Here is a 24727-nt window from a genome sequence, read left to right as displayed (position 1 = left end):
GGCACCTCAGGGCACACCTTTGAAACAGGCTCCCGGTCAGTCCCCAATGAACAGCATCTGCCCCAGTGTACGCACCAGCGTGTTCTTGGTAAAGCCGTACTTCACAATCAGTCCCATTTTTCCCAGCCGGCCGCAGCGGGGCAGTCTTATGAAAGCCTCCAGTGTTTCCTGCTGTTCCCGGTTCAGACGGCTGTAAAACATATGGTAAAAGCTGTCCGCCTGACCAAACATCCTCCTGTAATTCTCTCTGGCGCTGCTTCCGTCCTTTACCCGTGTCCTGACAGAATCCAGGCTGTCTCCCTTCTCAGCTCCCAGGGTATTGCCGCCATGCTGCCTGTAATAGTACAGGGGCCTGTCCACCCATCCTATCTCTCCAAAGCAGGACGCGATAAGGGCCAGCCATGCATCGTGCATAAGGCAGACCCCGGGAATCTCCTTTAGATAAGGCAGCATACTGCGGCTGACCATCACGGCGCCTCCGGTCACATTGTTCTGTACCAGAAGCTGGGGCAGGCTGGTGCGTTCCGGGGAAATTTTCTGATACCGGAAAAAGCTGTCCGCTATGGGCCGCAAAGCCTCATTCGCCACGGTCAGGTCTGAATGCACCAAAAGAGGAACATTGCCACGGCCCGGTTTCCGTTCCATTTCTTTCATCTTATCAGACAGCATCCGCGCCTTTTGGGGCATCCAGACATCGTCCTGGTCGCTCAGCATAAAATAATCCGCCCCGGCCAGAAGCCCCAGATGGGCCAGCTGGCTTTTTGTCATCTCATACTCTGGCAGCAGGCTCCCATGCTGAGGCTGCTCCTCCGGACCATGGGCTGCATCCGCCATCAGCTTAAGGAGCTTCAGGAAATGGACAGCTGCTCCTCCGGACGGCTCCTTCCGTAAAAGCACCAGCACCCGGTCCCCCCGGCTTGCCTCATATTCCTTCAGCAGTTCCCTGGAGCCGTCCGAGGAACAGTCATCCGACACCAGGATACGGACGTCCTCCTCATCCTGTGCCAGTATGGAATCCAGCTGCTGCCTTATATATCTGCTTCCATTATAAGAAGCCATCAGTACCGTAATCATTTTGAGCGTTTCTTCCTTCCATTCATCCATGGCAGCCGTGTCTCAATCAGACGCACCACCCCAGGCTCCACTGCCAGCACCAGGGCAAAAAGCAGGATATCCCAGGGCGTACTGCCTAATACTCCCGGATACATCATTCTGCCTGCCGCCACCTTAAAAAATGCAATGACCGGAACCAGATGGGTACACATGACAGTCAGGGAATGTGTTCCGTAATATGTAAAGAACGGCACAAGAACCCGGCTGAAAATCCGCCATTCCTTCCAGCTGCCTCCGCAGGCAGACACCCGCTCCCCAAACATCAGGATGGTGACAGAGGAAAACCAGGCGGTCAGAATCCAGGATACCGGATTTTCCATGGTCAGAAAATTAAAATCACACCCCGGAATCAAAACCGTCAGGACAATGCCCAAGCACATGAGCAGAAAGGCAGCCGCCAAACCAGCCCGGCCCTTTAAGTACATGGATGCCTTCTGCCACGCGTCACAGGCAAATGTACCCCCCAGGGCCAGCAGGAAGCCCACCAGGCCCTTGATATACACCATAATCGGCAGATGTATGACGCGCCACAGAGTGGTATCCTGTCTGGAACCATTGATATAGAGGATGAGGCACACACTGGCCGCCCCGGCCAGACAGGCTGCAATCCCCATTTTCCTGCGGCTGCCGTATATCATGTTAAACAGCAGCTCCGCTATGAACATACTGGGAAGGAACCACAGTGTCTCTAACCCCACCAATGTGCCCGTATAATAGATGTCGGACATAAGTACCAGGAAGGTATACTGCTGGGGCCACACCAGGAATATCCGAGAGAAAATAAACAGCACGCTGTAGCACACATACGGAATTCCCAGGGATATAAGCCTTTTTCCTGCCATCTCCCGGCTGGATATACCTGTCCTTTCCTTCCCGTAACGCAGCGCATACCGCCATCCTGTATAGACATAAAAAACAGCCAGCATAAAGAAGCCGTACCAGTCAGAGAGTATGCCTAGGCTGGTCTCCACCAGACAATGGCTGGCTACCACTCCCAGCATTCCCATGCCCTTTGCCACATCCAGATAGACCTGGCGGTCCTGTGTCTTAGTCATCTGCCGTATATCCTTCCTGTCCTTTGTCCTGTCTTATCCGAAAATCTCCTCTGCCCTGTTCATGGCAGACTCGATTACCTTGTCCATGTCGTAGTACTTATATTCTCCCAGGCGGCCGCCAAACAATACATGGGATTCCGCCCTGGCCAGTTCCTCATACCTCCGGTACAGCTCCTGGTTTTTCTGGTCATTCACCGGATAGTAGGGTTCCATGCCCTCCTGCCAGCTCACCGGATACTCCCTGGTAATCACTGTCTTTGGCTGTGTGCCGAACTCAAAATGCTTGTGCTCGATTACCCTGGTATAGGGCGTGTCGCGGTCCGTGTAATTCACCACCGCCACTCCCTGGTGGTTTTCCCGGTCCAGAACCTGGGACTCAAAACGCAGGCTGCGGTACTCCAGCTTGCCGAACCGGTAGCCGTAAAATGCGTCAATGGTGCCTGTGTATACCACGGTCTCTCCCAGGCTGTCATAGTGTTCCCTGTTTTCCAGGTAATCCGCCGAAGTCTCTATATCACAGCCCTCAAACAGCTTCTCCACTATGACATTATATCCCCCTATGGGAATTCCCTGATAGGGATCATTGAAATAATTGTTGTCATAGATATACCGCACAGGTATACGTTTGATGATAAAGGCCGGAAGCTCCTTGCAGTCCCTGCCCCACTGCTTTTCCGTATACCCCTTAATTAATTTCTCGTACAATTCCCTTCCCACCAGACGGATGGCCTGTTCCTCCAGGTTCTTCGGCTCGCCAGTAATCTCCGCCCTCTGCTTCTCGATGATGGCCTTCGCCTCATCCGGTGTGGATATGCCCCACATGCGGCTGAAGGTATTCATATTAAACGGCATGTTGTACATCTGGCCTTTATAATTGGCCACCGGGCTGTTGGTATAGCGGTTAAACTCCGCCAGGGAATTCACAAATTCCCACACCTTACGGTTGCCCGTATGAAAGATATGGGCGCCGTACTTGTGCACATGGATGCCCTCAACGTCCTCACAGTACACGTTTCCGCCTATGTGGTTCCTCTTCTCCACCACCAGACAGCGCTTTTTGTTCTTTCTGGCGTACCAGGCAAACACGCCTGCATACAGACCGCTTCCCACTAATATATAATCATATTTTTTCATATCCGGATATGCTCCTTTGCTTCTCGCTCTCTTTGCTTTCACAATTGTACTATGTTTCACGGGAAATGTAAATGGATTATGTCCCCTGCCGCCCCCGCAAGGTCCCGGACCCGCAGGAAACCATGAAACATAAACGGACGTACACAAAAACACGGAACAAAGACAATGGCATCCCTCATTTATAAAGACTGGATGCCATGTCTTTGTTCCGCGTCCCGGTTAGCTGGTGGTCATGAATTGTTTCAGCGCATGAAACAGCTGGTGAAAATCAATGGGTTTTGCTATGTGGTAATTCATTCCGCTGGTCAGTGCCTTTGCCACATCCTCGGCAAAGGCATTGGCAGTCAGGGCAATAATGGGGATGGTTCGGGCCTGGGGGTGGCTGCTTGCCCGGATCATGCGGGCTGCGGTGCAGCCGTCCATCACCGGCATCTGCAGGTCCATGAGCACTGCCTCATATGTACCTGGTGCTGAGGAGGTGAAGCGCTCATATGCTTCCTGTCCGTTTTCTGCCCCATCCACTTCCAGGCCGTGTTCACAGAGTATGGCCCTGGCAATTTCCATGTTAAGGGCATTGTCCTCCACCAGGAGAATCCGCCTTCCCGCCAGGGAAGCACAGTCCATGTCATCATCCCGGATGCAGTCTCTCATATCTCCTGCCCTTTCCTGTTCCTTTCCCTGGATTCTGAAATTCAGGGTGACTGTAAAACTGCTTCCCTCCCCCTCCCTGCTCTCGACATGTATGTCCCCCTGCATGGTGGACACTATGCCATGGGCAATGGACATGCCCAGGCCGGTTCCCTGCTGCTCCTGCACCACAGGCACGACGGCCCTGGAAAATGGTTCAAACACCTGCTTCATATATTCCTCTGACATGCCGATGCCGTTGTCCTCCACCACAAACCGGTAGCAGGCCCACCCCGCTTTCCCCATGGGGACTTCCTCGGTCGTCACTCGGATGATTCCGTTGTCCGGCGTGTATTTCACCGCGTTGGTAATCAGGTTTAAAAGCACCTGCTTCACCCGGTTGGCGTCCCCTATAAGCGACTCATGGATCACACCCTTCCGGCTGAAGGTTATGTCATGGTTTTTCTCCATGGCAGTGGGCTTGATGATGGAATATATGTTATCCAGCATGGTTTCCAGATGAAAGGGTTCCTCCAAAAGTTCCAGCTTCCCCTTCTCGATTCTGGACATATCCAGTATCTCATTAATCAGGGACAGCAGATGGCTGCTGGAGATGCTGATTTTTTCCAGGCAGTCCCTTACCCGCTCCGGCTGGTCTGTGTGGGATGCTGCAAGCGCCGTCATCCCTATGATTGCGTTCATGGGCGTGCGTATGTCATGGGACATCCGGGCCAGGAAATTACTTTTGGCCTCGTTGGCCATGGTGGCTGATTCGTATGCTGCAAACAGGCTTTTCTTATTCTCAGCTTCCTCCTCCAGCTCCTTGCGCTTCTGCTCATCAATGCCCATATTGGCGAAAATGACCTTGGTGACAACGCCGTCTGCGGTCTCCGCAATGCTGAACCTGGACCTCACCCATCTTATACCGTCCGGATATACCCGGCGGAAATCCACATCGTACACCGGCTGCTCCGGTGTAAGGTTCGTCCTCAGAAACTCCGGGCTTCCAACCCGCCGCATCTTTTCCTGGTCCTCCTCATAGACATGACAGCGGACGAATTTCTCATAATACACAGCCATGGAACCCTTGGGAAATTCCTGGCGCCTGCGAATGATTTCCTCCTGCCAGATTGCCTCCTCTATATCGTGCTCCAAATCAAACAGATAGATGGAATAGTAGCACTGGCACAGGTTGGTCAGCACGCTCTCCCGCAGCTCCACCTCCTGCCTGGCATCAATATTCCGCCCTGTTATGAGAATCCGGTCGCCCAGTTCCATATGGATGGGAACCCCATAGTAACGGTAATAATGAAGCTTCCGGTCCCGGTCCCGGATTCTCAGAATGCCCTCCAGGGATTCTGTGTCCCTGTAGCTGTCAGGAGAACAGATCTGTTCAAGCTTTTCTTTGTCCTCCCGGGGAAGGGACGGCATCACCTGGCTGAGTAATTCGCTGAGCATTCCCTTAGGCGCTATCTTCAGCCGGTCTCCCATGTAATGGAGGCAGCTGTACTCCTGACTTGTTGGGTCCAGGCTCAGGACAAGAGTATAAATCGTGGATACAGCCACTCTGGCCGTTACCTCGTCCATCCGTTTCTCCACCTCGCCGTCCTGTATGTCAAATGCCAGGATAGCTCTGGCTTTTAAGTCGGATTCAGGCGCAAACGGTATGGCCATAACCCGCTGCCAGCTTCCGCTTCGGATACGGTACAATTCCTCTATCTGCTTTTCCCCTGACAGGAACTGTTCCTGTATATATTCATATTCCGCAAACCGTTCAATCCTGTTTCTGAATTCCGGTCTGATGCAGGACCGTGAATATCCGCGGAGAAATTCCCTGAAATCCGTATATTTCGTCAGATTATCCTTGAAATCCTCCGCAGCCTTGATTATCTTATAGGAGCCGTCCCTTAAATCGCACAGCAGGATTCCCCTGTAGCGTCCGCTCAGGGTCTGGATGACCGCATCATATTCCTTCTGGAACATGATGGTATCCGTGATGTTCTGGTGGTATCCCCGCAGGCGGATTCCATCCTCCCATTCCTGATCCTTCATGCCGCCGCACCGCACGGATATAGGCCCCCACAGGGGATGGTTCCATTTATACTGGACTTCCTGCACCTCTGCCCGGGTACTGGCAATCGCCTTGGACACGGTCTCCTGCACAGCTCCTTTGTATTCATCCTGGATTCTGTTATACCATACCTGGTAGCACTCCTCCGGTGCCGGCGCAGCGTCCAGCCCCAGAAGTTCCAGCATGACACTGTCCGCGTGCATGACAGGCTCCCTGCCCTGACAGAGTATGATTTCCCACAGTCCTGTGCGGGTGCTGCGCAGAATGTCTGTCTTCCCTTTATCCGTAAAGTAATCCTGCATAGAGGCCATTCCTTTCTCAGGCCGGAATTTTCTTCCGCCCTCTGTGCGTCCCATTTCGCCGCCTTTCCTCTATTATACACAGAACCACCCTGACATGACAAGCAAATAACAAAACACAGTCCCTGCAATACCGCACCCGCGCCTCTTCTTATATCACAATGTCCTTATATATACCCTGCATTCATAAGGCTTCAGTTGTTCCAATGTCTGTCCGCAATCCGCTTCCCCGTAGTTGCCTATCAGCTGCCGGCAGCCTTCAAGCTCCGGTTTTTCTCCCAAATCCGCAGCAGAAGCCTTCATATTGGCCAGCACTACAAGTTCCTGACCCTGATAGGTGCGCCTGTACGCCAGCACCTGAGGATGTTCCCTGTATATGAATTCAATCTCCCCTTCTGATATGACTTTATATTCTTTCCTCAGGGCAATCAGCCTCTTGTAATAATTCAATATGGAGACGGAATCCGCTGCCTCTGCCTGGGCATTGATATAAGAATGGTTCTCCGGTATGCCTATCCACGGCTCCCCCTGTGAAAATCCGGCATATCGGCTGCCGTCCCACTGCATGGGCGTCCGGCCGTTATCTCTGGAACGGGCAGCCAGCACCTTCAGCGCTTCCTCCCCGGTGATTCCCTGCTCTGTCAGGATACGGTAATAGTTAATGCTTTCAACATCCCGGTACTGGGAAATATCCCCGTAATGCGGGTTGGTCATCCCCAGCTCTTCCCCCTGGTATACATACGGCGTCCCGCGGAACATGTGGATGACCGTTGCCAGCATTTTGGCAGATTCCTTCCAGTATCGGCCGTCATCCCCGAACCGTGATATGGCTCTGGGCTGGTCGTGGTTGCACCAGAACACGGCATTCCAGCCGTTTTCCCGCTCCATGCCTTCCTGCCACTCCATGAACAGCTGTTTAAGCCGGACCAGGTCAGGCTCCGTCAGTTTCCACTTATCCCCGTCCCTGTAGTCCACCTTCAGGTGATGGAAGTTAAAGCACATGGATAACTCCCGGTCCTCCGGCCTGCTGTAGCGGATACAGTTATCCAGGGTGGTGGAGGACATCTCTCCCACTGTCACCATGTCCTCTATGCCCGTATCCCGCACCAGCTCCTGGAGATACTCATGTACCCTGGGCCCGTCGGTATAGAAGCGGCGGCCATCCCCTTTGTGATCATCCTCAAAAATATCCGGTTTGGATATCAGATTCACCACGTCGAACCGGAATCCCTTCACTCCCTTGGCCTTCCAGAACAGGATTACCTCCTTAAGCTCCTGACGCACCCTGGGATTATCCCAGTTTAAGTCGGCCTGGGTTACATCGAACAGGTGGAGATACCATTTTTTCAGGCGGGGTACATACTCCCAGGCATTTCCCCCGAATTTGGACTGCCAGTTGGTGGGCGGCGCGTCCGGGCTCCCTTCCCTGAAGATATAATAATCCATGTACTCCGGATTGCCCTCAAGTGCCTTCTTAAACCATGGGTGTTCCGTGGATGTGTGGTTAAATACCATATCAAACATGCATCCCATGCCCCTTATGTCCGCTTCCCAGATCAGTTCCTCCACATCCTCCATGGTGCCGAATACAGGGTCAACTGCCCGGTAGTCAGCCACATCGTAACCGTTATCATTGAGTGGGGAGCTAAAAAACGGTGTCAGCCAGATATAATCAATTCCCAGCTCTTTTAAATAGTCCAGCCTGCTTATGACTCCGCGTATGTCGCCCAGGCCGTTTCCTGTTGTATCCTGAAAGGACTTGGTATAAATCTGGTAAACCGTACTGTCCTTAAAATGTCCCATAAATGGTTCCTCCTTCATATCTGCTCCGTCATATCTGCTCCGACAAATCTGCCCCGTTATATGACTCAATCTATCCTGGCCACCGCATCCGCCAAAGCCCTTACCCTTCGTCCGGTCTGCCAGCTTATAGCTCCTGAATTTCCGGGATTGGTAAGGACCATGATGACCATGTCGCTGTGCCCTGCCCCGGCAATCTTCTCACGGTCAAATGCAATCAGTTCCTCTCCGGCTCTGACCCTGTCCCCGGGCTTTACAAAGGCCCTGAAACCATCTCCCTTCATATCCACTGTATCCAGCCCTATGTGTAACAGCAGTTCCATGCCGTTATCCAGAACCAGTCCGCAGGCATGCAGGCTTTCTTCCATGACAACAGCCACCATGGCGTCAGCCGGCGCCCTCAAAACGCCGTCTTCCGGTTTAATGGCCACCCCGTCCCCCAGTGCCCTGGATGCAAACACCTGGTCAGGAACATCTTCCATGGGGATAACTTCACCGGATACATATGCTTTTAATTCCCTGATTGGCTGGCTTGCAGAGTCTTTCCTTTCCTCCCGGCTGGCTTCATGGCCGGACTCATTTTGGTTCTCCCGGCCGCCGCCTATCCCCTTCTTCCTTCCTATGGCATAGGTCAGGCAGAACGGAATCAGGATTACCAGTCCCATGGCAGCCGCGAAGAGTCCCATGTACTGGGGCTGGATGGACAGGATGCCCGGTATGCCTCCCACACCAATGGCATTGGCCTTGATTCCGCTGACAACAGACAGCACCGCGCCCACTGCCGATCCGGCCATTGCGCAGATAAATGGAAAACCGTATTTCAGATTCACACCAAACATGGCTGGTTCTGTTACACCCAGGTAACAGGAAATGCAGGCGGGTACGGATACTTCCTTTGCCTTGGCGTCATTCTTCTGGAGAAGTATCATGGCCAGTACAGCGGAGCCCTGGGCGATATTGGACAGGGCAATCATGGGCCACAGGGTGGTGCCTCCAAAGTCAGCTATCAGCTGGAGGTCAATGGCATTGCTCATATGATGCAGTCCTGTGATTACAAGAGGTGCATAGAAAAAACCAAAAATACCGGCAAACACGCCCTTAAAGGGGGATGTCAGGCCCGCGTTCACACAGTCTGAAATCACGGCGCCAATCTTCCAGCCAATGGGTCCAAGGATGCCGTGGGCCACTGCCACGGATATCAGCAGGGAGCAGAAGGGGACCACAATCATGGAAATCATGGCAGGACATATTTTTCTGAAGAACCGCTCCAGGTACACCAGGGTAAAGCCGGCCAGCACAGCCGGAAGCACCTGGGCCTGATATCCAATCATATCCACCTGGAAGAGTCCGAAATTCCACTTTGGTATCTCTGCCGCCGCCGTGGTGGCAACACTGTACGCATTTAACAGCTGGGGCGACACCAGTGTGATTCCCAGAACGATTCCCAGTGCCTGGGTCGTTCCCATCTTCTTGGTGATGGACCAGACAATGCACACAGGCAGGAAATGGAATACGGCCTCGCCGATAAGCCACAGGAAGCTGTTGATACCAGCCCAGAATACAGATATCTGGGTCAGTGTCTTAGTGCCGCCGTCAAACAGGGCAATCTCCCCGATGATATTACGGAATCCCAGAATCAGACCGCCTACAATGATAGCCGGAATCAAGGGCGCAAATATCTCTGCCAGACTGCTCATGATTCTCTGGATAAGGGTCTGGTTCTGCATGGCAGCCTTCTTCACCGCCTCCTTGGAGACTCCCTCTATGCCTGCCACCTCCGCAAAATCATTGTAAAAGGTACTCACCTCATTGCCGATTATGACCTGGAACTGCCCTGCCTGGGTGAATGTACCCTTGGCAGAGGACAGGCTTTCGATGGCCTCTGTATCCGCCTTGGACGGATCGTTTAACACAAAGCGCATCCTGGTAACACAGTGTGATACGGCTGCAATATTCTCCCTGCCGCCCACATACTCCAACAGTTTCTTTGAATCCCCGGTAAACTTTCCCACGTTCAATACCTCCTATGAATCTGACCACGAAACAGCATCTTGTTTAAACAAGTTCCTTATATTCGGATTATATCTTGTTTAAACAAGTTTGTCAATGATGATTTTGATTTTTTCCGGTGTTTTTCACATTCTGTACCTAAAAAGCACCGGACGAACATTTGCCTGAAGCTCCCTGTTCTCCGATGCCTTGATTTACCTACTTAGTCCGATGGGCCAGATCGTAAAATACGAACCGGTCCGGTCTGTGCCTGGACTGGGTGAACTCAAACATGACTCCCTCCTTGTTATAGGTCATGCTGCTCACCACTGCCATACAATTATAATCCTTTAAATCCAGATACGTTTCATCAATCTGGTTGACGCGCTCCACGGTCATTTTCCTCTTGGTGGTCACAATGCTTTCACCCAGGTCCTTTTCCATATATTCATAGATGGAACGCTCCGCGATCTCCGGTGTCAGGTCCCGTACCACATCCTTTAAGAAATAGTTGTGGTCAATGATTAAGGCTTCCCCCTCAATGCAGCGCACACGCTGGATATAATAAATCTGGGCTCCCACAGGAAAGGTGGTCCTCCTTTGTATGGTCTCATCCACGGTCAGCTCCGCGAAACAGACCACCCTGGTGGTATAGTTCTTCCTGTTCCTGGCCACTGCTTCCTTCAGGCTCTCTATGCCGCCCAGTATGAACTCCGACTGCTGCTGTCCGGGCTGGTAAATGATTCTCACTCCCTTGCCGTGGATACTCTGCACGTATCCTTCCGACGCCAGCTGCCCGATGGCCCGGCGGATGGTATTCCTTGAACAGTCAAACTCTTTTACCAGGGTATTTTCCGAGGGCAGCAGTTCCTGGAACCCGTAGGTCCCATCCTCCATCTTTTCCCGGAGCGCCATATAAATCTCATTATATTTTGTCTTTGCCATATAAACCTCATACATCTCTTTTTATAATGGGTCTGCCGGATAAATCCCCTGCGCAAACCAAAACAGTTTTGTCCGTTTTAAACCGGCATGCCCCGGAATTATCCGAGAGGAATTCCTACCACATACAGCCGTATGAAAAACAGTACCATTAAATGCAGCGGGTAAAACCAATAGAAGGCGTATTTCCATGGTGCCTGTCCCTTTTTTCCGTTGTAAAAATACAGGGGAACAGCAGACAGAATCCCTGCCCCATAACATATATTCCAGGATTCCAGTAAAGACAGGATACCGCCGGACATCACCTGGACAATGCGCTTCTCCCGCAGGAGATAAAACAATGAGATAATCAGTATCCCATCCATGTCGTAATCCGCCTTCAAAAACACAGCGGCCAGACATCCGCCTCCGATTACGGCCGCCATCCCGGCGGCGCGGCGCGGCTGTGTTAAGCCCTCGCTCTGTTTCAGGCCCCGGAGCACCAGCAGCCCGATTGCCAACTCAACGTACACGTTGCTGCTTCCCCCGGCCCACGTATTCCACACAGCCAGGCGGAAAGGAATTTCCGAGATAAGCGCAAACGCAGCCATCCTGAGCCAGTATCTGCGCCAGTCCCTTGTATGAAGGAATCCCTCCACCAGCAAAAAGCAGTAAATGGGAAATGCAATCCTCCCAACTGTTCTGAGCATCCGCCACAGCCAATAAAGGGTATCCCCCCATTGGGATGTCATGAGCATGGCGACCTGTTCCAGGTTCCCCCGGTAGTATACAATCCGTTCCAGCAGCACAGCTCCAATATGGTCCGCAAGCATGGTGGCCATGGCAATATATTTCAGGGCGGTACCGCTTAATCCTACCTGTATTTCCGGTTTCTTTCTGCTGAACGGCATGCCTTCATTCCTTCCTTATATCTAATCTATCTATTTATCTTATCACCGGGTGATTGGTTTGCAAAGTATTTTCTTCACACATTCTTTATGAAGCCACCAGCTTTTCCCCCTTGTATTTATTTCCACATGATATATAATGCTCTATAAGACTTCTGCTAAAAAGATGTTAAGAAATGGAGGATTTTATGAAGAAAAAGACACAATTCTTGTTAAACCTGGCGCTTACCGCCATCTTTTTTATTTTGATCATTTTCCAGGGGCCCAATCTGAATCCCCTGTATCCGGATGGGGCATTTTCATGGTGTTTCATCATCAGCTGCTATGTGGTGCTGAACTTTTTCGTAGCCCTGGGCAGTGTCCGGGTAGGTGCCAATGAATACGGCCGCCCGCAGATCAGCATTGACAAAAGTGTAAGGGGTTATAAAAGGGGCTTCGTCCTTCTCGCCATCCTTTGGGTACTGTATTTTGGCGTTTCCATCCTGTCCATGCCCCTTTTTAATTACAAGGCCTACAGGGACCAGTTAGGCGTCCCGGCCGTATCAGAATTCACGGATACGGTACAGCCCCTTGCTTTGGACCAGCTTCCAATCGTGGACAAGAGTCTGGCAAGAGAGCTGGCCGATAAGAAGGTGGGCGAAAATCCCGGCCTGGGAAGCCAGGTCATCCTGGGTACCCCTGTCATCCAGAAGGTAGACGGAAAACTGGTATGGGTCGTTCCCCTGGAGCATTCCGGCTTCTTCAAATGGCTTAAAAACATGGACGGCTCCGCGGGTTATATCGTGGTGTCGGCCAGTGATGTCAGCGACGTAACCCTGGTAACAGACTATAAAATCAAATACCAGGCCAACGCCTACCTGTTAGACGACTTAAACCGCCATGTGCGCTTCTTTGGCGGCGGACTCTTTAAAGGTCTTACAGACTATTCCTTTGAGCTGGATGATGACGGCGTTCCTTACTGGGTCATTACCTCCTATCAAAACCGCTGGCTCTTTAACCTGCCGGAGGCCGACGGAGTACTGACGGTCAATGCCACCACAGGAGAGACCACCCATTATACCATCGCCACACTGCCGGATTGGGTGGACCGCGTACAGCCTGAGAATTTTGTAATGCAGCAGATACAGAACCAGGGTGTCTATGTGCACGGCATTTTCAACTTCTCCAACCAGGACAAATTCCGCCCCAGCCAGGGTGATATCATCATCTATAACGGCGCCCGCTGTTACCTGTTCACAGGCCTAACCAGCGTGGGATCCGATGAATCAGCCATTGGCTTCATACTGGTGGACATGGTGACCAAGGAATCCAACATCTACCAGATGAGCGGCGCAACTGAAATGGCAGCCCAGAGCTCTGCGGAAGGAAAAGTCCAGCAGTTTGGCTACCGGGCCTCCTTCCCAATGATTATCAATCTGGACGGACAGCCCACCTACTTCATGACCTTAAAGGATAATGCGGGCCTGATTAAACAGTACGCCTTTGTGTCTGTCTCCAACTATACCAATGTGGGAACCGGAGAGACCATTGACAGCGCCCTGCGCAATTTCCGCCAGGTGCGCGGAAACGCCGGAGTGAACATTACCACCGGCCAGACCATTTCCAAGGAGGAGGGCACTGTCCTGCGCATTGCCAGTGAAACCATAGACAATACTGTCACCTATAAACTGATACTGGAGGAAAAACAGGACTATATCTTCACCGTGTCCTATGACCTGAGTAACGAGCTGGCCCTGACCCAGCCAGGAGACAAAGTGGCCCTGGAGTACATGGATGATCCGTCCGGAATCTGCTCCGCGTCGTCCTTTGACAATCTGGAATTTGACCAGTCCGGGCAGTAACGGGCAGTCATATGACGATCCTCCCAGAGACTGGCGCAGACCTGCCGCAGACAGGTTAAGCACAAATAAATCAAAAAGACGGTACTGAACATAAGGTAATCGAAATGATTCCTTGTTCAGTCCCGTCTTTTTTGTATCTGGAGTTCCTGCTTTAGATAAATCCTAATCGCTCAGAAATCTTCCCGGCGCACTCCCGAACCTTCTTCAGCTCCTCTGAATAGTCCACTCCTACCTCCTTCACACCAAACACGCCGACCACCCCTGACAGCCTTGTCTCGAAATTGTAAATCGGACTGGCAATGTTATAAAAGGGACCGGGGCCGTCTAATCCGTAGGAAGCAAGTTTCTCCGTCCTGATGCGGTTCTTCTCCTCCTTCGACAGCTGGCATATTTTCTTTTCATGATGTGTGAACACTTCGGCTATTTTGGCAAATGCCGTGTTCTTGATCGGTTCCTCGTCTCCGATGGACGGCGTCATGACAACCGGATGCTTAGGCTCACATTTTGCAATATAGAGAATCTTTTCACCGTCTATCTTGCCTAATAGTACCGCCTTTCCAATATCCTCTGCCAGAGCCTTCATACACTGGTAAGAATTGCTCAGCAGATCCGAATTCTTCGAGTAGGAACGCCCGATGGCATATGCACGGAACCCAATGCCGTAACAGACCTTATCTGTGCACCTGTATATCATGGCGCGCTCTTCCAGGGCGTGCAGGATATCATACACGCTGGTCTTTGGATATCCTGTTATCTTCACTAAATCTGCCAGTGATATTTCGCCATGCTTGGAAATTATCTCCAATATCTCCACCGTTCTTAACACAGTCCTGTTCATGTTTCACCCTTATCCTTCGTATATTGACTTAATTATACAATAAATCAGGCAAAAACAAAACAATCTGTGGAAAAATCACAAGAAGCCCAATTACCGACATAATCATCGCCACGAATATCCATACCTCTTTACCTGCCTTTGAGACCGTAGTTTTGGCGATAGAGGAGCCCAAATACAATAAACTCCCCACAGGCGGGGTGATGGAACCCACCAACACGGTGAGCACCAGCACAATACCGAAATACAGCGTGTCAATCCCATAGGCTTCCATGGCCGGTACCAGGATGGGCGCAAATACAATCAACACAGGGATTCCCTCCACAAAAAGTCCCAGTACGAACAGAAACAAAATCACCATACACAGGGCCACTGTCCCATTAGAAGTCAGGGCCTGCATCACATTTACCACGGTCTCCGGAAAACTCTCCCATGCCAGGAACCAGCTGAATATGGACGCCATGGCGATTATAAAGAGGGATACAGCAGTTGTGGCAGCCCCCTTTACCAGTATCCTCGGGATATCCTTTAATTTAATGGTTTTATACACAAATATCCCGATAATAAACGCATATACCACTGCCACCACACCGGCCTCTGTGGCCGTGAAAATTCCTGACAGGATTCCACCCATAATAATGATCGGCATCAGCATCGGGATGACTGCCTGCTTTGCAGCTTTACCTATATTTTTAAGAGAAAATGTCCCAGCTGTACCATATCCGCGTTTGAGGCTGATAAAGTATACGGCAACACTCATGGCCAAGGCCATCAGAATCCCGGGTACAATTCCGGCAATCAGTATCTTAGTAATATTTACGCTGGCAATCACCGCATACATCACAAGCATGACACTGGGTGGTATAATGGGGCCAATAGTAGAGGATGCCACTGTTACCGCCACGCTGAATTCCTTTGAATAGCCATCCTTGACCATCATCGGAATCTCCAGAGAACCCAGGGCAGCTGTATCTGCCGTGGCTGAACCGGACAACCCTGCAAACAAAACGCTGGCCAGGATGTTGACAATAGCCAGGCCTCCCCTTAAAAAACCTACCAGCGCACGGGCCAGATTCAATATCCTATCCGTCAGATCCGCCTCGTTCATAAGCTCTCCTGCAAGGATAAAAAACGGAACCGCCATCAGCGAAAATGAATCCGTGGCACTGAACATCCTGGTTATAAGCATATTGAGGGGCATTTGGGAGTATACAACCGTCCCCAGACAGGCGATGCCCATGGTAAATGCAATTGGCATTCCCAAAACAAGCAGTATGATAAATATAGACGCAAGTATAACGAGCACGTTTACCCTCCTCCTCCCGGAGACAGCCTTTACAGCTGTCTCCGCATTCCTAAGTCTTCCATCAGATGATCCAGATAGTATATAAACAGCAGCAAAAATCCCATCGGTATTGCCGCGTACACTGCTCCCATAGGAACATTGAGCGCAGGGGAAAACTGTTTGAAATTAATCGGTATTACCTGCGCCCCCACAATGACAATCACAGCGGAAAATACCAAAACAAGCAGATCTATGATTACCGCCAGCCGCCTCACCGCCTGTTCCGGTAGTTTGGAAGTAAAATAATCAACTCCCAGGTGCATTCCCTGTTTCCCGGCCCACGCTGCGCCTATGAATACAATATAGATAAAGGAATAGCGGGACAGCTCTTCCGTCCAATACAGAGGCGAATTGAATACAAACCGGAATACCACCTGCAAAAACATGGATATGATCATAGAGGAGGCTGCTATTGTGAGAAGAAATGCAACGACAAAATCTGCTGCCTTTATAAGAATTTTCATTTTCCTCCCCCTCACGTTAATTGAATGATTTTCCCAATTCCTCTTCTGCCAGCACTTTCACAGTATCGCTGATTCCGCCTGCGTATTCCGTATAAACAGAAGCCGTAGCGTCAATAAAACTCTGTTTATCCACCTCGTTAATCTGAACACCTTTTTCCTCCAGCTTCTCCTTCATCTCCTCCTGAAGCTTCTCGTCCATCTCACGTTCCATTTTGCCAAAGCGTATTGCGGATTCAGTCAGGTATTCTTTAAGATCATCAGGAAGGGAATCATATGACTTCTGGCTGATAGCCACTACTCCGGGAGGCGCGAAATGTTCCGTTAAAGACACATTTTTGCATATCTCATAGTATCCGTCTGAATAAATATTTCCCAGAGCATTTTCCGCTCCGTCCATTACACCCTGTTGAATAGCTGAATACAGCTCACTGTACGCCATCGGTGTTCCTGAAGCACCCATTGCATTCAGGGTTGCTATCATTACATCGCTCTCCATGACACGTATCTTCAATCCCTTCATATCTGCCGGAGTGGTCACCGGAGTATTCTTGGTATACACGTTTCTAAAACCATTCGAAAACCATGTAAGGCCTTTTATACCGATTCCTTCGAGTTCAGCAAACAATTCGTCTCCCATCGGTCCGTTAAACACCTTCTCCATCTCCGCGTAATCCTTGAAAAAATACGGAAATGACAGCAGCGAGAAATCATTGAGAAAACCGTTGACGGCTGCGCTTGAAACCTGGGCCATCTCTATATTGCCAAGCTGCATTCCCTCCACATAGTCTCTCTCTCCTCCCAGCTGGCTGCTTCCCATTACTTTAAGAATCAGCCGCCCGTTGGTCTTTTCCTTTGCCTCCTGTGCCCATTCATTCAGCACAGTATTATGCAGATGACTGTCGCTGGATACAATGGCAATTCTGATGGTATATGTCTTGCCGTCATCTTTTGCACTCTGAGACGCAGATGTCTCTGTCACTGCCTCTCCTCCTGCATTTTTCTCTCCCCCCGTCTTTTCCGCTCCTGCTGGCTGCCCGGATACAGTTGCTGGTGCAGGTGTTTCTTTTGCCCCGCATCCGGCTGTTCCAAATGCCATGACAACTGCCAATAATCCCCATAAAAATCTTCTCGTCATATTCCCTTCCTCCCTCGTTATAAATCGTACAAATAACGGTTCAACGAAACACACGCATTCTCTTCAACCAACATAACGGTCTCGATCCTAAGTCCACCCCACTCCATTCCGTGAAGGTCAAACTTAGTGGCAAGCGTCATACCTGGAACCATGATGAATGAAGCGTCATCATCCAGATTAGGCCTTTCCACACAGTCCAGCCCGATGCTGTGTCCCACTGCTCTAAGCCCCTTCGCATATGGTTCGAAATACTCTTCCACATGGTTTTTTCTGGCATAATGCAGAAACATCTCATAGATCCGGGAAGCTGGTTCCCCTGGCCTTAAACATTCAATGGACTGAACGACCGCATCTCTGGATGCCTTTAAAATGGCTTTCTGACCGTCCGTGGCTTTTCCATTGATTACCGTTACAGCTACATCCGTTGCATAGCCCTTGTATGCAGGAGCCACATCAATGATTACCGCCTCTCCATCTTCTATCCGCTTATGAGTGGGCCTCCATGTAGGTACCTCAGTATTCATGCCTGAGGACAGCACCGTGGCGCAGCTTAAATCACAGCCATTAGATTTCATCACATATTCAGCCGTAGCGCACAGGTCAATCTCCGTTACCTCTGACTCCCTCATCTTCTCTACGCAGGCTTTCAGAGACATATCACCTATGTGCGCTGCGTATCTGGCCAGCTCAATTTCCTCCGGTTCCTTCACAGCCCTCATCTCAGTGAGCTTGTCATCCATGTCCACATAATCATTTCCTACCAGCCAGCCATTAAGACGCTTAAAATACTTTACGGGAAGCAGGTCCTGTCCGCTCAGTCCGATGAGCAGAGGTCCTCCCTTCTTATCCCTGAGTCCTTTAAAATAATCGGACAGTGTCTCAATATTCCGGATATCCGCAATCCAGGACACTCTTCTGGCCGATTGGGAATTGATGGCCCCCAGAAATAATGTCACTTTCCCTTCCGGAGTCACAAATACTCCCTGAGGAGATTCCTCAATTACATTGATTGGTTTATAGTCAGAAAAATAAGTCGTAAATCCCGCCCTGTACTCATCTGAAAAAATAAATGCCCCATCCAGATGATTACCGCGAACATATTGCGCAATTATCTGAATACGTTTCTCAAAAATAGGCACAGGTATACCTGTATACCCTCCCATACAACACCTCCTGATATATTTGTATTTACGAACGCCGTTCTAAATATTGTACTTATATTATATCATTGCCATAAGCTGATTTCAATTTATTTGATGCCGCAATCGTTCGTATATACGTTTTTTCCAGCTTTTCATTTACTAAATCTCTTTATTTATCAAGGAATTCTCCCCCTTCCACCAAAAATCAGAGCAAATAAAAAGCAGATTCCGAAGAACCTGCCGTCTATCATATAATGATACTTAATAATCAGATTTTAAAACCAGTTTTAGTACACTCCCCGCTGTCTTTTGCATTGGAACATGTAGTCCCCGGTGCTCCTCAAAAAAGGACCGGCCCCAAAAGGCCGGTCCTGCAATCCTTAATTAATGTAACACCTTCACATCCAATATAACATACCCAATATCAGCTGCCAATTAATAGAACAGTCTGTTCACCGCACTGAATATGCCGCGGAGGGAAGCCCTTGTGATGTTGGAGCTGATACCCACGCCGTAGGTGGCCTTGCCTGTCACCTGGTCTACCAGATGGATGTAGGAAGCAGCCTCTGCACCGGAACCGGATGCCAATGCGTGCTCACTGTAGTCCAGAACCTTAATCTGGATGCCGAGGGCATCCTCCATGCCTCTCTGAACAGCATCAATAGGTCCGTTTCCAACGCCCTCAAATGTCTTCTCAATACCGTGATCTGAGTAAGTCACCTTAGCCAGTGTTGCAAACTCGCCGTCTCCTGTCTCCGTATCGGTTATGCGGCATTTTCTGAAGTGCATGGGTTCCTTGCGCTCCAGGTAGTTCTTCTTGAATTCCTCCATGATCTGCTCAGGTGCAACCTCACCCTGCTGCTCGGAAATCTTCTGGATGACATCTGCGAATTCCTTGTGCATACCCTTTGGCAGCTTGAAACCATAGAAGGTATCCATGACAAAGGCCACGCCGCCCTTTCCGGACTGGCTGTTGATACGCACGATTGGCTCGTACTCCCTGCCGATATCGCTGGGATCGATAGGAAGATATGGAACCTCCCAGTACTGTCCGTTTCTCTCATGAAGGGCCTGCATACCCTTGTTGATGGCATCCTGATGGGAACCGGAAAATGCAGTGAACACCAGCTTGCCTGCATAGGGATGTCTGGGCGGAATATCCATCTTGGTGCAGCGCTCACATACATCTGCAATCTCACGGATATTCTCAATGTTAAGTTCAGGGTTGATTCCCTGTGAAAACATATTATATGCAACTGTCAGTATGTCCACATTACCGGTACGTTCCCCGTTGCCGAAAAGAGTACCCTCCACCCTGTCGGCTCCTGCAAGGAGGGCCAGTTCTGTGGAAGCCACACCCTCTCCCCTGTCATTGTGGGGATGGATGCTTAATATAATGCTTTCCCTGTTCTTAAAATGTGTATTCATCCATTCGATCTGGTCCGCATACACATTAGGGGTGGTCATCTCCACTGTGGACGGGAGATTAATGATAATGGGATTTTCCCTGGTGGCGCCCCAGGTCTCCTGCACCGCTGTACAGATATCAAGGGCAAAATCCAGCTCTGTGCCGGTAAAGCTCTCAGGGGAATACTCCAGACGAATCTGGGTATCGCAGTCAGCCATATACCGCTGGACCATCTTGGTTCCTATGACGGCTATGTCCTTTATATCTTCCCTGTCCTTATGGAATACCACATCCCTCTGTAAGGTGGATGTGGAATTGTAGATATGTACAATGGCCTTCTTAACACCTTCAAGGGCCTCAAAGGTCCTCTTAATCAGATGCTCGCGGCACTGCACCAGCACCTGGACCTCCACGTCATCCGGGATGAGCTTGCGCTCCACCAGGGTGCGTAAGAAATCATACTCAATCTGTGATGCGGCAGGAAAGCCAACCTCGATCTCCTTAAAGCCCAGCTTCACAAGAAGGTTGAACATCTCCACCTTCTCCTCCACCACCATAGGCTCCACAAGGGCCTGGTTGCCGTCCCTTAAGTCCACGCTGCACCATATGGGAGCCTTCATAATCTCCTTATTCGGCCATGTGCGCTCCGGGAAATCCACCACAGGGACCCTCTTATATCTTTGATAATTTAACATAATTCATTCCTCCATTCTGTTCATCTGATTTCAGGCGCCTGAAAACGCCTGGTTCCGTCCATATTCCAATCTCACTTCATACGGTGTCCTGTTCCACTTTAAGGTGATATTTGTATCTTCACTCCTGTTTTGAAACTTCACTTGTGTCCTCAGCCCATTCCGGGCAGTCGCTCAATAACACCGTAATGACGGATGATGAACAGCACGACTCTTACTGGTTCAGCCCCATTTCACATCATTCCTTTGCTCTGAAAATCGCTGGCCGTAAGGACCCACGCCCCTGTCAGGGCCATACGGTAAATGCAGAAATCCCGGAGCACGGCGCTCCGGGATTTCTGTTGTCCTCTTAGCAACGTTATCTAATTATAGCACATTTCAAAATAACTGACAATAAGGAGTCGCCGGTTGACTATTCTCAATAGTTATGGCTTTTATTCCTCTGTTTCATAAAATGTACTCCAAGACTCCCTCTTTCATTTTCAGGGAATGGTTCACAGCACCTTGCATACGGCCCTAAATGCAATGCCCCCGGTCCTTCATAACCTGGATTACCTGGTCCACATATGTCTCGCAGGTCTGGATATCAGGCGCCTCCACCATGACGCGTACCACCGGCTCGGTTCCTGACTGGCGCAGCAGGATTCTTCCGTCGCTGCCCAGGCTCCTGGTCACCCTGGCCACCTCAGCCTGCACTGCCTCGTCATCCTGGGCTGTCTTTTTATCCTTTACCCGCACATTCTTAAGTACCTGAGGGTAAATCTCCACCTCAGAAGCCAGCTTATCAAGGGGCTGCTTTTTCTCCAGCACCACCTCCATCACCTTTAGGGAGGTAAGGATTCCGTCTCCTGTGGTGGCATGTTTGCTGAATATAATATGACCGGACTGCTCTCCGCCCAGACAGTGCCCGGTGGCGGCCATGTTCTCATACACATATTTGTCCCCCACCGCCGTCTTCACATAGGCAATGCCTTCCCGGTCAAATGCCTTATATAATCCGAAATTGGACATGATGGTGGTGACTACCGTATTATTGAACAGGCTTCCCTGCTCCTTCATGTATTTGCCGCAGATGTACATGATGCTGTCCCCGTCCACCACGCGGCCGTTCTTATCAACCGCAATGCACCGGTCCGCATCGCCGTCATAGGCAAATCCTATATCGCATTTCTCATCTGCCACAAACTTCTGGAGATGTTCGATATGGGTGGAGCCGCAGTCCGTATTGATGTTCAGTCCGTTGGGCTCATTGTTCATCACATGTGTCTCCGCACCCAGGGCGTCAAACACGTTTTTGGCAATGGCGGACGCGCTTCCGTTGGAACAGTCCAGGGCCACCTTCATGTTCTTGAAGGAACGGGTGGCAATGGATATAAGGTATCCGATATAGCGGTTGCGGCCAGCTGCAAAGTCCACGGTCCGGCCAATATGTTCCCTTTTTGCCAGCGGGATCTCTCCCATCTCCCCATCGAGATATTTCTCAACCTCCAGGATAACGGACTCTTCTAGCTTCTCGCCCTTCTCGTTGATGACCTTGATGCCGTTGTCGTAAAATGGGTTGTGGCTGGCAGAAATCATAATTCCGCAGTTAAATCCCTCGGTGCGCACCACATAGGACACGCTGGGGGTGGTGGTGACATGCAGCAGATATACATCCGCGCCTGAGGCTGTCAGCCCCGCCACCAGGGAATATTCAAACATGTAGCTGCTGCGTCTGGTATCCTTTCCGATAACCACCCTGCAGCGCTCATCCGGCGTCTTCTGTCCATAGTACCAGCCCAGGAAACGGCCTACCTTGTAGGCGTGCTCCACGGTCAGGTCCACATTGGCCTCACCGCGGAAGCCGTCTGTCCCAAAATATTTTCCCATTGTTATTCATTCCTCCCTGTCTTGTTATTAAAGCCCCCGTTACATGCCTTTGCCGCAGCCGTTCCGCCCCCGGTTTATGCCATCCCGTTGTCCTTAAGAGCCTTCAGGTAACGCTCCAGCGCATTCTGCCATGAGGGCAGACGTTCAAAGCCGTTCTCCGTCAGCTTTTCCTTACTCATACGGCTGTTGGAGGGCCGCTTTGCCTTGGCAGGGAAACCGTCTGAATCCACAGGGGTCACCTTCACCTCATCCATGCCGGCCTGGCGGAATATCTCACACGCAAACTCATACCAGCTGCACAGCCCCTCGTTGGTGGCATGGTAGCGCCCGTACTTGTCTGTCTGAATCATATCCACCAGAAGGCGGGCCAGGTCGTAGGTATATGTGGGGGAACCAATCTGGTCATTTACAACGGATACAGCCCCCTTCTCCTTCCCCAGACGGAGCATGGTCTTAATGAAGTTCTTGCCGTTGACGCCAAATACCCACGCGATGCGCACAATGAAATACTTCTGTACATTCTGCTCCACCGCAATCTCGCCCTCATACTTTGTCAGTCCGTACACATTAAGGGGTTCTCTGTGATCATCGGGCTCCCATGGCCGTTCACCGCCGCCATTAAACACATAGTCCGTGCTGATGTACATCATCTTGATATCCATGGCCTTGCAGACCCTGGCTATATTGCGTGTCCCCTCAGCATTGATTTTACGGCACAGTTCCAGGTTATCTTCTGCAGCATCTACTGCAGTATATGCTGCACAGTGGATAACTGCGTCTGGTTTTTCCTGAGAAATCACAGTTTCACACGCTGTGCGGTCCGTGATATCCATTTCCTCCACGTCCACACCGAATCCCTCAATGCCGCGAAGGGCCAGTTCATCCATCACGTCATGGCCCAGCTGGCCTTTTACACCTGTTACCAGAACTTTCATAATCCATTTACCTCCGTTCTTAATAATGGCCGGCGAAGGACAGGAATTCCCGAAACGGACACGTCTCACAAACGTGCTCCAGGGCATTTCCCTCCTCCGTCAGCCACATGTTTACCTACAGGCGGCTGCCGTACATCTTATCGAAATAATTGCTGTACTCGCCGCTCAGTATATTCTTCCACCAGTCCTGGTTGTCCAGGTACCACCGGATGGTCTGCTCAATTCCTGTATCAAAATTATACGTTGGCTTCCATCCCAGCTCTGTTTCTATCTTGGTCGGGTCAATGGCATAGCGCATGTCATGGCCGGGACGGTCTGTCACGAACTTAATCAGGCTCTCAGGCTTATCAAGTGCCTTCAGAATGGTCTTTACCACTTCCAGGTTGGTGCGCTCATTATGCCCGCCGATGTTATAGACTTCCCCCTCGCGTCCCTTGTGGATAACCAGGTCAATGGCCTGGCAGTGATCCGCCACATGGAGCCAGTCGCGCACGTTCTCCCCTGTGCCGTATACAGGAAGCTCCTCATCTGCCAGGGCGCGGCTGATAATAAGGGGAATCAGCTTCTCCGGGAAATGATAAGGGCCGTAGTTGTTGGAACACCTGGACACGGTCACCGGCAGGCCGTAGGTCCTGTGGTACGCCAGCACGAACAAATCAGCGCTTGCCTTGGATGAGGAATAAGGGCTGGAGGTGTGCAGAGGCGTTTCCTCTGTAAAGAAAAGGTCCGGTCTGTCAAGAGGCAGGTCGCCGTACACCTCATCAGTGGAAACCTGATGGTAGCGCTTGATGCCGTAGGTGCGGCAGGCGTCCAGAAGGGTTGTGGTTCCCATGACGTTGGTCCTGACAAAGGCCTCCGGGTCTGTAATGGAGCGGTCCACATGGCTCTCGGCCGCAAAGTTTACCACCACGTCCGGCTTTTCCTTCTCAAACAGTTCAAATATAAATTTCCGGTCGGCAATGTCGCCCTTTACAAATTTGTAGTTAGGCTTGTCCTCTACCGGCTTTAAGTTTTCCAGGTTGCCCGCATAGGTCAGCAGGTCCAGGTTGATAATTTCATAATCCGGGTATTTATTTACCATGTGGTGTACAAAGTTGCTGCCGATAAAGCCGGCTCCGCCGGTTACAATAATTTTCATGTATAT

Annotated in this window: 18 protein-coding genes; 1 reads left to right on the top strand and 17 read right to left on the bottom strand. The window is 50.8% G+C overall.

The window, feature by feature from the left end; genetic code table 11:
• Positions 1–36: 36 nt before the first annotated feature.
• From LI015_RS17480 to LI015_RS17445, 8 genes are all read right to left on the bottom strand, one after another.
• Positions 37–1074, bottom strand: a complete 1038-nt coding sequence (locus tag LI015_RS17480; RefSeq protein WP_227125871.1) for a glycosyltransferase family 2 protein — start codon at positions 1072–1074, stop codon at positions 37–39.
• Entirely contained in the window at positions 1071–2168 is a 1098-nt protein-coding gene (locus LI015_RS17475) for an acyltransferase family protein (protein ID WP_002570297.1), read from the bottom strand. Before LI015_RS17475 ends, LI015_RS17480 begins: the two co-directional genes overlap by 4 nt.
• 33 nt (positions 2169–2201) lie before the next feature.
• Complete coding sequence (glf, locus tag LI015_RS17470; protein WP_227125831.1) at positions 2202–3302, bottom strand: UDP-galactopyranose mutase; 1101 nt, start codon at positions 3300–3302, stop codon at positions 2202–2204.
• Between the two features lie 219 nt (positions 3303–3521).
• Positions 3522–6356 (bottom strand): ATP-binding protein, encoded by a 2835-nt coding sequence (locus tag LI015_RS17465; RefSeq protein ID WP_227125829.1) that lies wholly within the window; start codon positions 6354–6356, stop codon positions 3522–3524.
• A 99-nt stretch (positions 6357–6455) separates the two neighbouring features.
• Positions 6456–8102 (bottom strand): alpha,alpha-phosphotrehalase, encoded by a 1647-nt coding sequence (gene treC / locus LI015_RS17460; protein ID WP_227125821.1) that lies wholly within the window; start codon positions 8100–8102, stop codon positions 6456–6458.
• A gap of 65 nt (positions 8103–8167) precedes the next feature.
• Positions 8168–10111 carry a PTS system trehalose-specific EIIBC component gene (gene treP, locus LI015_RS17455; RefSeq protein ID WP_117625675.1) on the bottom strand — a complete coding sequence of 648 codons (1944 nt, stop codon included), beginning with the start codon at positions 10109–10111 and terminating at the stop codon, positions 8168–8170.
• Between the two features lie 196 nt (positions 10112–10307).
• Entirely contained in the window at positions 10308–11033 is a 726-nt protein-coding gene (gene treR / locus LI015_RS17450; RefSeq protein WP_002568322.1) for a trehalose operon repressor, read from the bottom strand.
• Between the two features lie 98 nt (positions 11034–11131).
• Positions 11132–11920, bottom strand: coding sequence for a TraX family protein (locus tag LI015_RS17445; protein WP_002568323.1), 789 nt, complete (start codon positions 11918–11920; stop codon positions 11132–11134).
• Between the two features lie 185 nt (positions 11921–12105).
• On the opposite strand from LI015_RS17445, the gene LI015_RS17440 reads away from it, so the two are divergent.
• Positions 12106–13758 (top strand): hypothetical protein, encoded by a 1653-nt coding sequence (locus LI015_RS17440; protein WP_002568324.1) that lies wholly within the window; start codon positions 12106–12108, stop codon positions 13756–13758.
• 151 nt (positions 13759–13909) lie between these two features.
• Here the strand turns inward: LI015_RS17440 and LI015_RS17435 are convergent, their stop codons facing one another.
• From LI015_RS17435 to rfbB, 9 genes are all read right to left on the bottom strand, one after another.
• The gene (locus LI015_RS17435) at positions 13910–14596 is read right to left on the bottom strand and encodes an IclR family transcriptional regulator (protein WP_002568325.1); all 687 of its coding nucleotides are present in this window, start codon (positions 14594–14596) and stop codon (positions 13910–13912) included.
• A gap of 28 nt (positions 14597–14624) precedes the next feature.
• On the bottom strand, positions 14625–15899 hold the full coding sequence (locus tag LI015_RS17430) for a TRAP transporter large permease (RefSeq protein WP_002568326.1): 1275 nt from the start codon (positions 15897–15899) through the stop codon (positions 14625–14627).
• Positions 15900–15928: 29 nt separating this feature from the next.
• Positions 15929–16402 (bottom strand): TRAP transporter small permease, encoded by a 474-nt coding sequence (locus tag LI015_RS17425; protein ID WP_002568327.1) that lies wholly within the window; start codon positions 16400–16402, stop codon positions 15929–15931.
• Between the two features lie 16 nt (positions 16403–16418).
• A complete protein-coding gene (locus LI015_RS17420; protein ID WP_227125819.1) occupies positions 16419–17537 on the bottom strand; it encodes a TRAP transporter substrate-binding protein in 1119 nt (372 codons plus the stop codon).
• A gap of 17 nt (positions 17538–17554) precedes the next feature.
• Positions 17555–18700 carry a M24 family metallopeptidase gene (locus LI015_RS17415; RefSeq protein ID WP_002568329.1) on the bottom strand — a complete coding sequence of 382 codons (1146 nt, stop codon included), beginning with the start codon at positions 18698–18700 and terminating at the stop codon, positions 17555–17557.
• Between the two features lie 414 nt (positions 18701–19114).
• Positions 19115–20782: a 2-isopropylmalate synthase gene (gene leuA / locus LI015_RS17410; protein WP_002568330.1), complete on the bottom strand. Its 1668-nt coding sequence runs from the start codon at positions 20780–20782 to the stop codon at positions 19115–19117.
• Between the two features lie 513 nt (positions 20783–21295).
• Positions 21296–22648, bottom strand: coding sequence for a phosphoglucosamine mutase (gene glmM, locus LI015_RS17405; protein WP_002568331.1), 1353 nt, complete (start codon positions 22646–22648; stop codon positions 21296–21298).
• Between the two features lie 74 nt (positions 22649–22722).
• The gene (rfbD, locus tag LI015_RS17400) at positions 22723–23583 is read right to left on the bottom strand and encodes a dTDP-4-dehydrorhamnose reductase (RefSeq protein WP_007037641.1); all 861 of its coding nucleotides are present in this window, start codon (positions 23581–23583) and stop codon (positions 22723–22725) included.
• A 115-nt stretch (positions 23584–23698) separates the two neighbouring features.
• Positions 23699–24721 carry a dTDP-glucose 4,6-dehydratase gene (rfbB, locus tag LI015_RS17395; RefSeq protein WP_002568333.1) on the bottom strand — a complete coding sequence of 341 codons (1023 nt, stop codon included), beginning with the start codon at positions 24719–24721 and terminating at the stop codon, positions 23699–23701.
• Positions 24722–24727 lie beyond the last annotated feature (6 nt).

Origin of the sequence: Enterocloster sp. 210928-DFI.2.20 (genome assembly GCF_020554465.1) — a bacterium.
GTDB classification, from domain to species: domain Bacteria; phylum Bacillota; class Clostridia; order Lachnospirales; family Lachnospiraceae; genus Enterocloster; species Enterocloster bolteae.
Note: the sequence above shows the minus strand (reverse complement) of the source record. Positions and strands in the feature narration are given on the sequence as shown.

Excerpts from the sequence above, each read along its gene's own strand:
- leuA (WP_002568330.1), bottom strand. The coding sequence starts at position 20,782 with ATGTTAAATTATCAAAGATATAAGAGGGTCCCTGTGGTGGATTTCCCG.
- LI015_RS17465 (WP_227125829.1), bottom strand. The coding sequence starts at position 6,356 with ATGGGACGCACAGAGGGCGGAAGAAAATTCCGGCCTGAGAAAGGAATG.
- rfbD (WP_007037641.1), bottom strand. The coding sequence starts at position 23,583 with ATGAAAGTTCTGGTAACAGGTGTAAAAGGCCAGCTGGGCCATGACGTG.
- LI015_RS17415 (WP_002568329.1), bottom strand. The coding sequence starts at position 18,700 with ATGGGAGGGTATACAGGTATACCTGTGCCTATTTTTGAGAAACGTATT.
- glmM (WP_002568331.1), bottom strand. The coding sequence starts at position 22,648 with ATGGGAAAATATTTTGGGACAGACGGCTTCCGCGGTGAGGCCAATGTG.
- LI015_RS17420 (WP_227125819.1), bottom strand. The coding sequence starts at position 17,537 with ATGACGAGAAGATTTTTATGGGGATTATTGGCAGTTGTCATGGCATTT.
- LI015_RS17445 (WP_002568323.1), bottom strand. The coding sequence starts at position 11,920 with ATGCCGTTCAGCAGAAAGAAACCGGAAATACAGGTAGGATTAAGCGGT.
- LI015_RS17480 (WP_227125871.1), bottom strand. The coding sequence starts at position 1,074 with ATGATTACGGTACTGATGGCTTCTTATAATGGAAGCAGATATATAAGG.
- LI015_RS17475 (WP_002570297.1), bottom strand. The coding sequence starts at position 2,168 with ATGACTAAGACACAGGACCGCCAGGTCTATCTGGATGTGGCAAAGGGC.
- LI015_RS17425 (WP_002568327.1), bottom strand. The coding sequence starts at position 16,402 with ATGAAAATTCTTATAAAGGCAGCAGATTTTGTCGTTGCATTTCTTCTC.
- glf (WP_227125831.1), bottom strand. The coding sequence starts at position 3,302 with ATGAAAAAATATGATTATATATTAGTGGGAAGCGGTCTGTATGCAGGC.
- LI015_RS17440 (WP_002568324.1), top strand. The coding sequence starts at position 12,106 with ATGAAGAAAAAGACACAATTCTTGTTAAACCTGGCGCTTACCGCCATC.
- treR (WP_002568322.1), bottom strand. The coding sequence starts at position 11,033 with ATGGCAAAGACAAAATATAATGAGATTTATATGGCGCTCCGGGAAAAG.
- rfbB (WP_002568333.1), bottom strand. The coding sequence starts at position 24,721 with ATGAAAATTATTGTAACCGGCGGAGCCGGCTTTATCGGCAGCAACTTT.
- treC (WP_227125821.1), bottom strand. The coding sequence starts at position 8,102 with ATGGGACATTTTAAGGACAGTACGGTTTACCAGATTTATACCAAGTCC.
- LI015_RS17435 (WP_002568325.1), bottom strand. The coding sequence starts at position 14,596 with ATGAACAGGACTGTGTTAAGAACGGTGGAGATATTGGAGATAATTTCC.